This window comes from Taklimakanibacter albus (assembly GCF_016595235.1).
GTDB lineage: Bacteria > Pseudomonadota > Alphaproteobacteria > Rhizobiales > Aestuariivirgaceae > Taklimakanibacter > Taklimakanibacter albus.
Genome location: NZ_JAENHL010000008.1, coordinates 152052 through 164681 on the forward strand (window position 1 = coordinate 152052; position 12630 = coordinate 164681).

The window sequence follows — 12630 nt, forward strand, 5'->3', positions numbered from 1 at the left end:
CACGCCGAGCTGCCTATGAGTGTTTATGCTCGGGCAGGCCTTTGCGCTTCGTTTCGGCGAATTCCTCGAGCTGCGTCTCGCTCATCGAGTCATACATCTCGCGGGACGCACCCTTGAGCTCGCTCTTCTTGGTCTCGCCGCGCTTGGCGGCGAGCGCCGCGCCGGCGGCCTTCTGCTGAGCTTTCGATTTGGCAGGCATGATCGTTCCTCACAGAATTACAGTCTGTGAGGAAACGATCGGAAAGGCCGTGGGTTCCTTACTCCGGCAACGGTTCGCCGCGAGCGCCCTTCTGCCAAGCCCTGAGGCAGAGATAATCGAGCACGATCGTGGCGCCGGCCAGCGCCGTGATCTCGGCGTGGTCATAAGGCGGTGACACCTCGACCAGATCCATGCCGACAAAATTCACATCCTTGAGCTTGCGGATGATCGACAGTGCCTGATGCGAGGACAGCCCGCCCGGAACCGGCGTGCCGGTGCCCGGTGCAAAGGCGGGATCAAGGCAGTCGATATCGAAGGTGAGATAGGCCTTCTGCTTGCCGACCGTCTTGGCGACCTCGGCCGCGACCTCGGCCGGGCTCATCTCATGCACCTGGTCGGAATAGAGGATCTTGAAGCCGAAGGTCTGCTCACCGTGGAAGGTGGTGCGGATGCCGATCTGGATCGACTTCTTCGGATCGATGATACCTTCCTTGACCGCGTAGTTGAACATCGTGCCGTGATCGATGCGGTCGCCGTCATCGGGCTCGACATCGCGATGGGCGTCGAAATGGACGAGCGCCAGGGGTCCGTGCACCTTGGCGTGGGCTTTCAGCAGCGGATAGGTGACGAAGTGATCGCCGCCGAGGGAGACGAGCTCGGTCCCCTGCTCGATCACCGACAGCGCATGCTGCATGATCACGTCCGGCGCCAGGTCCTTGCGGCCCCAGTCGTAGAAGCAGTCGCCATAATCGACCGCGGCAAGCGTGTCGAAGGGATCGAACATCCACGGCCAATAAGGCCCCCAGGCATGCTCGACGGAGGCCTTGCGGATCGCCTCGGGCCCGAAGCGCGTGCCCGGCCGGTTGCTCACCGCCTGATCGAAGGGGATGCCGGTGATGGCGATATCGACCCCTTTGAGGTCGCGCGAATATTTGCGCCGCATATAGGAAAGCGCACCGGCATAGGTCGCCTCGAGCTCGGTGCCTTTGAGGTTCTTACGGCGAAAGGCGCTGTCCCCCGGGATCGAGGTCAGCTTCGAGATTTCCAATGTCACAAAACTACTCCGTCAATACGAGCGTGTCTTCGGGCGCCCAATGGATCCAGACCTGCTGGCCGCGCTCGACGCCGGCGCCGCCGGCGCGTTTGTCATTCTGCACATTGACGGCAAGCTCAAGGTCGTCCTTGCAGCGCACCACTACATGGCTGGTATCGCCGAAATATGCAACATCGCGCACCTTCCCTTCGGTCGCGATGGCCGATGCTCCCTTGGGCTGGGCCTCGGAGATCTTCAGCTTCTCGGGGCGCACCGCAATGGCGATATCGCCCTGGGCCTGGCCCACATGCGGCAGCTCGATCCGCCCCAGTCCCTTCGCGTCGCACACCACCTTGCTGGCCGAGGACGACACCACCTTGGCGTTGATGAGATTCACCTTGCCGATGAAGTCGGCAATGAAGCGGCTGGTCGGCTGCTCATAAAGCTCGGACGGCGTGGCGATCTGCTGGACGGCGCCCTTGTCCATCACCGCGATGCGGCTCGCCATGGAGAGCGCCTCGTCCTGGTCATGCGTCACGATGATGAAGGTGATGCCGACATTCTCCTGGAGCCGCGTCAGCTCGAGGCGCATTTCGTCGCGCAATTTGGCGTCGAGCGCCGAGAGCGGCTCGTCGAGCAGGAGCACCTTGGGCCGCTTTACCAGCGCGCGGGCAAGCGCCACGCGCTGACGCTGGCCGCCCGACATCTGATCGGGCTTGCGCTGGGCCAGATGGGTGAGCTTTACCATCTCCAGCGCCTCAGCCACTCGCCGTTTCGTCTCGTCGGCCGGAACGCCGGTCACCTTCAGGCCATAGGCGACATTCTCGGCCACCGTCATATGCGGAAAGACGGCATAAGACTGGAACACCATGTTGGTCGGGCGTTTGTTGGGCGGCGTCAGCGCCATGTCCTCGCCGCCGATGATGATCTGGCCCGAGGTCGGCGTCTCGAGACCGGAGATCATGCGCAGCAGCGTGGTCTTGCCGCAGCCCGAGGGGCCGAGCAGCGCGAAGAACTCGTTCTGAGCGATGTCGAAGGAGACATTGTCGACGGCCTTGACGCCGCCGGGGAATGTCTTGGTCACATTGCGTAGCGATACGATTGCGTCTGCCATGGTCCTAACCCTTGCCCGATTTGTCGGGCGCTTGCAGCTTCATTGCGATGATGGTGGCGACGACCGTAATGACGATGAGCGCGGTCGAAGCGGCGTTGATTTCCGGCGATACGCCGCGGCGCACCAGCGAATAGACCTTGACGGGAAAAGTCACGGTCTCGGGGCCCGAGGTGAAATAGGTAATGACGAAGTCGTCGAGCGACAGCGTGAAGGCGAGCAGCGCACCGGCGATGAGACCCGGCATCATGAACGGCACGATCACGTTCCAGAAGGTCTGCCACTCGCTGGCGCCCAGATCCTTGGAGGCCTCCTCGAGCTGGCGATTGAAGCCGACAAGGCGCGAGCGCACCACGATCGCCACGAAGGGGAAGCAGAAGGCGACATGGGCGATGATGATGTTGATCAGGTTGAACGGCCAGACGAAATTCACCGACCAGGCCATCATGCCGGCATTGGTGAAGAAGAGCAGCAGCGACACGCCCATGCAGATCTCGGGGATCACGATGGGAAGCGACATCACGCCTTCATAGGCGGCCTTCATGGGAAAGCGGAAGCGCCACAGCACCAATGCCACCATGGAGCCGAGAATGGTCGCGATGATGGTCGAAATGAAGGCGATGCTGAGGGAGTTGAGCATCGCCTCCTGGAGATCGGCGTTGTTCCAGGCCTTGACGTAATTGTCGAAAGTGAAGCCGCGCCAGACGACGCCACGCTTGTCGGTATTGAAGGAGAAGGCGATGAGCGTGAAGATCGGCGCGTAGAGGGCAAAAAAGATCGCCGCGAACAGAATCTTCAGCCATGTCCGGTTGCCGTAATCGAGGGGTCCCGAGCCCGGTTTGAGCGTTTGCGCCATCAGACGTCCACCCCCTTGCTGCGCGACGCGAGGAAGGCGCGCAGAGCCAGCGCGCCGAAGGTCACATACATCAGGAGGAAGGACAGCGCCGAGCCGAAGGGCCAGTCATTGGCGGCCTTGAACTGGTCCTCGATGACATTGCCGATCATGATGGCATTGGCGCCGCCGAGCATCGCCGGTGTGAGGAACGAGCCGAGGCAGGGAATGAAGACCAGGATGATGCCGGTGACGATGCCGGGCATGGTCAGCGGCAAGGTCACCTTGAAGAAGGTCTGGACCTGCGAACCGCCGAGATCGAGGCTCGCCTCGAGGAAGGAGCGGTCGAGCCGCTCGATCGTGGCATAGAGCGGCAGGACCATGAAGGGCATGTAGACATAGACGAGACCGATGATCACGGCCCCGTCATTGTAGAGCATGTCGTAAGGCCCGAGCCCGACCCAGCCGAGCACCAGATTGAGATAACCCTGGGTACGGAAAACGGCGATGAGCGCATAGGTGCGGATAAGGAGGTTGATCCAGAAGGGCAGGATCACCAGAAGCAGCAGCAAGGGCTTCCATTTGGCGGGCGCGAAACAGATGCCGAAGGCGATCGGATAAGCGGTCAGAAGGCAGAGCGCGGTCGCCACCGCGCTGATCCACACCGACTTCCAGATGATGGTCAGATAGACCGCGTCGAAAGCGCGGATATAGTTGGCGAGCGTGCCGGTAAATTGGGTCTCGGTGATCGAGATCTTGTCGCTGAAGGAATCGTGGAACAGCCAGCCGAGCGGGATCAGGAAGAACAGCAAGAGCCAGAAGGTGCCGGGTGTGAAAAGCGTCCAGAAAACCCGGGGGTTGACCTTCCAACTGTCCACGATATAGCGCCTCCCGCCCCTGGTCTGTGCCGCTGATGCTAGATCAAAACGACCGGAGACGGCAACATGCCATCTCCGGCCGGCCTTGATAAAATGAGCCTCAAGCGGCCTGGACCCGGGTCCAGATATCGCTCCGCAGCTTGGTCGCGTCCTCGCCCAGATAGAGGGCGGGTTCGCATTTGGCGATGACTTCCGGCGGCGGGAAGATCGCCGGATTGTCGGTATATTCCTTGCTCATCAGCTTCTTGGCCGCGGCATTGGGCGTGCCGTACTGGACGAAGTCGGCAATCGCCGCCTCGACCTGCGGGTCCATGATATAATTGAGGAAGGCATGGGCATTTTCCGGCCGCGGCGCACCCGTCGGAATGGCGAGGCAGTCCTGCCACATCTCACCACCCTGGGTCGGCACCGCATAGGAAATGTCGTCGTCTTCCTTCATCACCTGCAGGATGTCACCATTATATTCCATGGTGAGATCGACATCGCCCGAGGCGAGCAGATCCTGGCCGTTGTCGTCGGCATAGACCTTGACGTTCTTCTTGCCGGCGATGAGCAGATCTTCCACCTGCTTCAGGATGGCCGGATCGGTCGTATTGAGCGAATGGCCGAGATATTTGAGCGCCGAGCCGATCACCAGCTTGGCGTCGCCGAGAAGAGCGATGCGGCCGGCATATTTCGGCTCCTCGAACAGAACTTTCCAGCTGTCGACCGTGCCCTCGACCTTGCTCTTGCGATAGCCGACACCGACCGTGCCCCACAGATAGGTGATCGAGTATTTGCGGCCCGGATCGAACGCGGCTTCCTGGAAGACCGGATCCATGTTGGAGAAGTTCGGCAGCTTCGCATGGTCGAGCGGGGTGACCATGTTGGCCTTGATCATGCGCTCGAGATTGTCGTTGGTCGGGCAGATCACGTCATAGCCGGGATTGCCGGCTTTCAGCTTGGCAAACAACTCGTCATTGTCGGCGAAGAGATCCATCTTCACCTCGATGCCGGTCGCTTTCTCGAAATCGGCGAGCGTCGTCTCGCCGATATAGGTATCCCAGTTATAGAAATTCAGCTTCTTCTCTTCTTCCGACAGCGAATTGCGCGGCAGGAAGGTGAGGCCGAGACCGAGCGCGCCCAGCCCTTTGAGGACCGAGCGGCGCTTGGCGGAAAAGCGCGGTCTGTGAGTGGTCATGAGTACTCCCTTGCGGTTATGGCAACCAGCCTCTCCATGGTGCCGGTTTGCTAATCCAGTCTGTCCCGAGCCTATGCCCGGGACAGGCCCCATTCAATATTAATTCGCATCAAGGCGTCAGGCCATTTCGGCCTTTACGTCCTGGTAGGTCTTGTCGAGAGCGATACGCGCGAGGCGCACCATCTCATCGATCTCCTTCTTGCTGATGACGAAGGGCGGCGCCAGCACCATCGTGTCCCAGCAGGCCCGCATGATGAGCCCATTATTGAAGCAGTGGTCGCGGCAGAGCGTGCCGACCCGGCCAGGCTTGTCGAAGCGGGCGCGCGTCTTCTTGTCCTTGGCAAGCTCGATGGCGCCGATCAGGCCGACGGAGCGGGTCTCGCCGACGATCGGGTGGTCGTTGAGGGACTTGAGGCCCTCGGCAAAATAGCTGCCATAATCCTTGACGCGCTCGACCAGCTTCTCGTCCTCGATGATTTCGAGGTTCTTCAGCGCAACGGCGGCGGCCACCGGATGACCGGCATAGGTCATGCCGTGATAGAATTCCTCGCCCTTGTCGAAGAAGTCCTTGATCAGCCGGTCGGAAAAGGCGACGGCGCCGATCGGCTGATAGCCGGAGGACAGGCCCTTGGCCATGGCGACGATATCAGGCTCGAAGCCCAGCGTCTGGAAGCCCCACCAGTTGCCGGTGCGGCCGAAGCCGCAAATGACCTCGTCGGCGATGAGGAGAACGCCATATTTGCGGCAGATCTTCTGCACTTCCGGCCAATAGGTTTTGGGCGGGATCAGGACGCCCGCCGCCCCCTGGATCGGCTCGCCGATGAAGGCCGCGACATTTTCAGGCCCGAGCTCCAGAATCTTCTTCTCGAGATCGGCGGCGGCTTCGAGGCCGAATTGATCCGGCGTCAAGTCGCGGCCGAAGTCATACCAGTAAGGATGTTGGACATGGTGGAAGCCAGGCAGCGGCAGACCGCCCTGCCCGTGCATGCCCTCCATGCCGCCCATGCTGGCGGCGATCATGGTCGAGCCGTGATAGCCGCGGCGGCGCCCGATGATCTGGCTGCGATAGGGCTTGCCCATCAGCTTCCAGTAATGGCGTACGAACCGCACGATCGTGTCATTGGCTTCCGAGCCCGAATTCACGAAGAAGATGTGCTTGAAGCGCTCCGGCATATTGGCCGAGATCTTCGCCGCGAGCTCGGTGGTCGGCACCGTCGTCGTCTTGAAGAAGGTGTTGTAATAGGGAAGGTCGAGCATCTGCCGGTAAGCGACCTCGGCCAGCTCCTTGCGGCCATAGCCGACATTCACGCACCACAGGCCGGCCATGCCGTCGAGCAGCTTGTTGCCCTTGGCGTCCCAGATCCAAACGCCGTCGGCCTGGGTGATGACCCGGGCGCCGCCTTCGGCATGGAAGGCATTATGGTCGGTAAAGGGATGGAAGTGATGCGCGGTGTCGCGCGCGACGAGTTCGGCGATATTCAGGTTCTTGGCAAGGACGGTCATAAGTCATCTCCGGAATTGCATAAGGGCGGCGCGAGGCCGTTGTTCAAGGCGGGAAATGACGTGTTCTTACGGCTTATAACCGATGCGGGCACAGTGCAGCAGAACCTCCTGCTTCTGGGTCCAAAACCCCGAAGGCAGGCATTCGCCCGTGGCTGTGATGCGGAAGCACATGGCCTGACTATGCCACAAAGCCTGAGGAATAAGCAAATCCGTCATGAAACAGTTGCATGACGCCGAATTTCATCCCACTATTGCAGTGCAGCAAATAGAGAGCCGCCGCTCTGAGGAGGCCGATGGGGAGTATCTTCAACGAAATGTTGAATCCGGACGGTTCCGTCCGTGGCCCCTATGCGCAGATCCACGACTGGGTCGGCTCACTCGGAACGGCGCATGTCGAGCGCGCCCTCAAGGAAGCCGAAGGCATCTTCCGCCGTCTCGGCATCACCTTCGCCGTCTATGGTGCAGAAGAGGCCTCGGAACGCCTCATCCCCTTCGACATCATTCCGCGCGTCTTCTCCGCCATGGAATGGCGCCGGCTCACCATCGGCATCGAGCAGCGCGTCAGGGCGCTCAACGCGTTTCTGCATGATCTCTATCATCGCCAGGAGATCCTGCGCGCCGGGCGCATCCCGCAGGATATCATTCTGCAGAATGCCGCCTTCGTCCCGCAAATGGTGGGCCTGACGCCGCCGCGCGGAGTCTATGCCCACATCATCGGCGTCGATATCGTGAGGGTGAGCGAGACCGAGTTCTACGTGCTCGAAGACAATTGCCGCACGCCCTCTGGTGTTTCCTACATGCTGGAAGACCGGGAAGCGATGATGTTCCTGTTTCCCGACCTGTTCAAACGCCATCGGGTGGCGCCGGTCGAAAACTATCCGGCGATGCTGCGCAGCACGCTCGAAAGCGTCGCACCTTCCGGCTGCAAGGGCGAGCCGACCGTCGTCCTGCTGACCCCCGGCATCCACAACTCGGCCTTCTTCGAACATGCGTTTCTCGCCGACGAGATGGGGGTCGAGCTCTGCGAGGGCTCCGATCTCTTCGTCGAAGGCGGCCATCTCTATATGCGCACCACGCAGGAGCCGAAACGCGTCGATGTCGTCTATCGCCGGATCGACGATGCGTTTCTCGATCCCCTCACCTTCCGTCCCGACTCAGCGCTCGGCGTGCCGGGCCTGTTCGATCTCTACCGGGCGGGACGCGTCACGCTGGTCAACGCGCCGGGCACCGGCATCGCCGACGACAAGTCGATCTATACCTATATTCCCGATGTCATCGAATTCTATACCGGCGAAAAACCGCTCTTGAAGAATGTGCCGACCTGGCGCTGCGGCGAGCCACAAGCTCTCAAATATGTGCTCGATCACCTGGCCGAGCTGGTGGTCAAGGAAGTGCATGGCTCGGGCGGCTACGGCATGCTGGTCGGGCCGACATCGTCCTCCCGCGAGATCGAGGAATTCCGCGCCCGGCTGAAGGCAAATCCAAAAAACTACATTGCCCAGCCGACGCTGGCGCTGTCCGCCTCGCCGACTTTTACCGGATCCGGCGTGGCATCGCGCCATATCGATCTGCGTCCCTTCGTGCTCACCGGCGATCGCATCCGCATCACGCCCGGCGGGCTCACGCGCGTCGCCCTGAAAGACGGCTCGCTCGTCGTGAATTCGAGCCAGGGCGGGGGCACGAAAGACACCTGGGTGTTGGAGGACTGATGCTCGGCCGCACCGCCGCCTCGCTGTTCTGGTTGTCGCGCTATGTCGAGCGGGCCGAGAACATGGCGCGGCTTCTCGAGGTGGGCTACCGCATCTCGCTGATGCCGCGCGCCATCGAGGGCCATCGCGACGACTGGCGCTCGACGCTCACCAGTGCCGCCTGCGAGGCGAGCTACTTCGCCAAGCACAAGGACATCACCACGCCCGAAATCATCCATCATCTGCTGTTCGACGACGACAATCCCTCGAGCGTGCGTACCTGTCTGAGAACGGCGCGCAACAATGGCCGCGCCGTGCGCACCGCGCTCACCCGCGATGTGTGGGAGAGTCTCAACGGCACGTGGAACGAATATTCCCAGATCACGCCGGGCTCGATCGGGCCTGACCGGCTGCCCGGCTTTCTCGACTGGATCAAGCAGCGCGCCATGCTGTTCCGCGGCGCTCTGCTCGGCACCATGCTCCGGCATGACACCTATTACTTCAGCCAGCTCGGCACCTTCATCGAACGCGCCGACAACACCGCGCGCATTCTCGATGTGAAATATTACATCCTGCTGCCGAAACCCAGCGATGTCGGCTCCGATGTCGACATCCAGCAATGGTCGACCGTGCTGCGCTCGGTTTCGGCGCATCGCGCCTATCGCTGGTTCTATCGCGACAGCACTTATCGGCCGTGGCTGGTGGCGGAGTTCCTGATCCTTCGCGAGGAAATGCCGCGCTCGCTCATCTTCTGCTATCAGTGGCTCACCCGTTCGCTCAACGGCCTGGGTGAGCTCTATGGCCAGCGTTATGAGTGCCAAACCGAGGCGACCGAGCTTTATGCCCGCCTGAAAGCCGGCAATATGGACGACATCTTCCAGAGCGGGCTGCACGAATTCCTGCAGGACTTCGTCAACGCCAACAACCGGATCGCCGCTCAGATCGCTCAGACCTATAACTTCCCATGAAGCTGCATATCCGCCACGAGACGAAATATGATTATGAGACGAGTGTCCGCTCGTCGATACAGCGGCTGCATCTGACGCCCGCCTCTTTCGCGGCCCAGAAGGTACAGTCGTGGAAGATCGAGGCGCCCGGCATTGATAACGCGCTGACCTATCGCGACGGCTTCGGAAACCAGGTGCATGTCGTCACCTCGCAAGGCGCCCATGATCATGTGACGGTGGTCGCCGAGGGCGTCGTCGAGGTCGAGGATTCGGCGGGCGTGGTGCGTGGGCTCATTTGTCCGTCGCCCGACAATGTCTTTCTGCGCCAGACCGACGCCACCGAGCCGAGCCCGGAGCTCGCCGAAATCGCGCAGGCGGCGCAGGCCCGGCAGCATAAGCCGCTCGATCTTATCCATGCGATCATGGGCGAGATCCATGGCCGCATCGCCTATGAAATCGGCGCGACGCATTACCATACGACAGCCGCCCAGGCCTTGGCCGACGGCAAGGGCGTCTGCCAGGATCATGCCCATGCGATGCTCTCGATTCTGAGGCTCATCGGTATTCCCGGGCGCTATGTCACCGGCTATCTCGTCACCGACGGCGCCCTTCCCGCAACGGCAAGCCATGCCTGGGCCGAGGCACTCGTCCCGCAACTCGGCTGGGTCGGGTTCGATGCGGCAAACTGCAAATGCCCCACCGCCGATTATGTGCGCGTGGCGACAGGTCTTGACGCGCAAGGTGTAGTGCCTGTACGCGGCAGCCGGCGTGGCGGTGAGACCGAAAATATGACGGTCTCGGTTCTGGTCCAGCCCGCTGAGCAGTAAGAATATCCAGGAGTGCCCAATGACCTATTGCGTGGGATTGCTGATGAAGGACGGTTTCGTCCTGGCGGCCGATACGCGCACCAATGCCGGTCTCGACAATATCGCGACCTTCAGGAAGCTGCATAACTGGTCGCAACCGGGCAAGCGGGTCTTCGCCCTCGCCACATCCGGCAATCTCGCCACCACGCAAGCCGTCGTCAGCCTTCTCACGGAAGGAACGCTGTCCTTGCGCAAGCGCGGCGCCGTCGACAATCTGTTCAACGCCAAGACGATGTTCCAGGCCGCCCAGATCGTTGGCCGCGCGGTGCGCGACGTGCAGAAGAGCGATGATAGCCAGCTGTTCCAGTCGGAAGACACATTCTCGGCGAGCTTCCTGTTCGCCGGTCAGATCGGCGCCGAACCGCCCCGGATGTTCCAGATCTATTCGGCCGGCAATTTCATCGAGGCCACCGCCGATACGCCGTTCCTGCAGATCGGCGAGCATAAATATGGCAAGCCTATTCTCGACCGGGTGAGCGACCAGAATATGCGTCTCGGCGAGGCGGCGAAGCTCGTGCTGCTGTCCTTCGATTCCACCATCCGTTCAAATCTGAGCGTCGGCATGCCGATCGACCTCCTCGTCTATGAGAAGGATATGCTCAAGCTCGAACGCATAAGGCGCATCGAACGCGACGATCCCTATTTCCGCAAGCTGTCTACCGACTGGGGCAAGGCCCTACGCCAGGCCTTCGGCGCCATCGACGAATTCGATATCTGATCATTACGGTTTCCTAATTTGCGGCCCGGCGCCAGATCGCTATGTCTAGGCCGCAAAACGGCAAGAGGGATATCCTTCAGTCATGATGAACCGTCGTGACTTCCTGGCGGCAGGCGCGGCCGCGGTCGCTTTCGGCCTTCCGGTCAGCGCCCATGCTGCGAACGGCTTGAAATTCGGCATCGAGACCAGCTTCTCCTTCGCCACGCTCATCGATGAGGCGAGGCGTCTGGCCGGCACGCCCTATGTCGCGCCACCCGTGCCGCCGCGCGACATTCTCAACCGCATCGACTATCAGGCGCATGGCCAGATCAGGTTCGATACGGGCCGCGCCCTCTTTGCCGAGGGGCCGGGCCCCTTCCCCGTCACCTTCTTCCATCTCGGCAAATATTTCCAGGTGCCGGCGCGCATGCATCTCGTTACGGGCACGAGCGCGCGCGAGATCATCTACGATCCCGCTTATTTCGAGATGCCGATCGACAGCCCGGCCCGCGCGCTTCCACGCGACAGCGGCTTCGCCGGCTTCCGCTTCCAGGAAAGCCGGCGCGGCGATCAGGCCAAGCTCGGCTGGCGCCGGAACGACTGGGTCGCCTTTCTCGGCGCGTCCTATTTCCGCGCCATCGGTGAGCTCTATCAATATGGTCTGTCCGCCCGTGGCATCGCCGTCAATATCGCGCTCCCCGACCGCGTCGAGGAATTTCCCTGCTTCACCCATTTCTATTTCGAGACGCCCGCAGGCGACGACGGCACGGTCGTTGTCTATGCATTGCTCGATGGACCCAGCCTTGCCGGCGCCTATCGTTTCGCCATGACGCGCGACAAGGGCGTCGTCATGGAGGTCGAGAAGGCGCTCTTCCTCAGGACCGATATCGCCCGTCTCGGCATCGCGCCGATGACCTCGATGTATTGGTTCTCCGAGACGCGCAAGCCGGAGCTCGTCGACTGGCGCCCGGAAGTGCATGATTCCGACGGCCTCGCTTTGTGGAGCGGAAAGGGCGAGCGCATCTGGCGACCGCTCAATAATCCACCGCGCATCATCGACTCGTCTTTCGAGGACATGAATCCGCGCGGCTTCGGTCTTTCGCAGCGTGACCGCAACTTCGACCACTATCAGGACGGCGTCCTGTATGACCGCCGGCCAAGCCTGTGGGTGGAGCCCCTCGATGCTTGGGGCCAGGGTGCGGTGCAGCTTTTCGAGCTGCCGACCGATGACGAGATCCATGACAATATCGTCGCCGCCTGGGTGCCGGCGGAACCCGCCAAGGCCGGGGCGAGCTATCGCTTCCGCTATCGCCTGCACTGGCGCGCCGATGAGCCCTATCCCACCAGCATGGCGCGCTGCGTCGCCACCCGCCTCGGCAATGGCGGCCAGCCCGGCCAGCCACGGCCCAGGGGCGTGCGTAAATTCATGGTCGAATTTCTAGGCGGGCCGCTGGTGAACATCCCTTACGGCGTCAAGCCGGAAGTGGTTCTATGGGCATCGCGCGGCTCTTTCTCCTATGTCTTCAGCGAAGCGGTGCCGAACGGCGTTCCCGGCCATTGGCGCGCCCAGTTCGACCTCGCCGTCACCGGCACGACTCCGGTCGAGCTCAGGCTTTTCCTGAGGAACGGCGGCCAGGATCTGACCGAGACCTGGATCTACCAGTATCATCCGACGCCCGACGAGCAGAGCTGAGTC

12 protein-coding genes are annotated in these 12630 nt (G+C 61.6%); 5 read left to right on the forward strand and 7 right to left on the reverse strand.

Features of this window, described 5'->3' with window-relative positions; genetic code table 11:
* Positions 1-13 precede the first annotated feature (13 nt).
* The 7 genes from JHL16_RS23635 to JHL16_RS23665 all read right to left on the reverse strand — a co-directional run bounded on the left by JHL16_RS23635 (position 14) and on the right by JHL16_RS23665 (position 6736).
* Positions 14-199, reverse strand: coding sequence for a DUF3008 family protein (locus JHL16_RS23635; protein WP_200187374.1), 186 nt, complete (start codon positions 197-199; stop codon positions 14-16).
* Positions 200-257: 58 nt separating this feature from the next.
* A complete protein-coding gene (speB, locus tag JHL16_RS23640) occupies positions 258-1253 on the reverse strand; it encodes an agmatinase (RefSeq protein ID WP_348647272.1) in 996 nt (331 codons plus the stop codon).
* Positions 1254-1257: 4 nt separating this feature from the next.
* Entirely contained in the window at positions 1258-2346 is a 1089-nt protein-coding gene (locus JHL16_RS23645; protein ID WP_200187375.1) for an ABC transporter ATP-binding protein, read from the reverse strand.
* Positions 2347-2350: 4 nt separating this feature from the next.
* Positions 2351-3199 (reverse strand): ABC transporter permease, encoded by an 849-nt coding sequence (locus JHL16_RS23650; RefSeq protein WP_200187376.1) that lies wholly within the window; start codon positions 3197-3199, stop codon positions 2351-2353.
* Positions 3199-4053, reverse strand: coding sequence for an ABC transporter permease subunit (locus tag JHL16_RS23655; protein ID WP_200187377.1), 855 nt, complete (start codon positions 4051-4053; stop codon positions 3199-3201). Before JHL16_RS23655 ends, JHL16_RS23650 begins: the two co-directional genes overlap by 1 nt.
* A 100-nt stretch (positions 4054-4153) precedes the next feature.
* Complete coding sequence (locus JHL16_RS23660; RefSeq protein WP_200187378.1) at positions 4154-5233, reverse strand: ABC transporter substrate-binding protein; 1080 nt, start codon at positions 5231-5233, stop codon at positions 4154-4156.
* A 117-nt stretch (positions 5234-5350) separates the two neighbouring features.
* Positions 5351-6736 carry an aspartate aminotransferase family protein gene (locus JHL16_RS23665; protein WP_200187379.1) on the reverse strand — a complete coding sequence of 462 codons (1386 nt, stop codon included), beginning with the start codon at positions 6734-6736 and terminating at the stop codon, positions 5351-5353.
* 314 nt (positions 6737-7050) lie between these two features.
* Between JHL16_RS23665 and JHL16_RS23670 the strand changes: the two genes are divergently transcribed.
* From JHL16_RS23670 to JHL16_RS23690, 5 genes are all read left to right on the forward strand, one after another.
* Positions 7051-8445 (forward strand): circularly permuted type 2 ATP-grasp protein, encoded by a 1395-nt coding sequence (locus JHL16_RS23670; protein ID WP_246771143.1) that lies wholly within the window; start codon positions 7051-7053, stop codon positions 8443-8445.
* Complete coding sequence (locus JHL16_RS23675) at positions 8445-9392, forward strand: alpha-E domain-containing protein (RefSeq protein WP_200187381.1); 948 nt, start codon at positions 8445-8447, stop codon at positions 9390-9392. The genes JHL16_RS23670 and JHL16_RS23675 overlap by 1 nt, the downstream gene beginning before the upstream one ends.
* A complete protein-coding gene (locus JHL16_RS23680; RefSeq protein WP_200187382.1) occupies positions 9389-10198 on the forward strand; it encodes a transglutaminase family protein in 810 nt (269 codons plus the stop codon). The genes JHL16_RS23675 and JHL16_RS23680 overlap by 4 nt, the downstream gene beginning before the upstream one ends.
* Positions 10199-10217: 19 nt before the next feature.
* Positions 10218-10955, forward strand: coding sequence for a proteasome-type protease (locus tag JHL16_RS23685; protein ID WP_200187383.1), 738 nt, complete (start codon positions 10218-10220; stop codon positions 10953-10955).
* Between the two features lie 82 nt (positions 10956-11037).
* Positions 11038-12627, forward strand: a complete 1590-nt coding sequence (locus JHL16_RS23690; RefSeq protein ID WP_200187384.1) for an OpgD/OpgG family glucan biosynthesis protein — start codon at positions 11038-11040, stop codon at positions 12625-12627.
* The last annotated feature ends 3 nt before the right edge of the window (positions 12628-12630 follow it).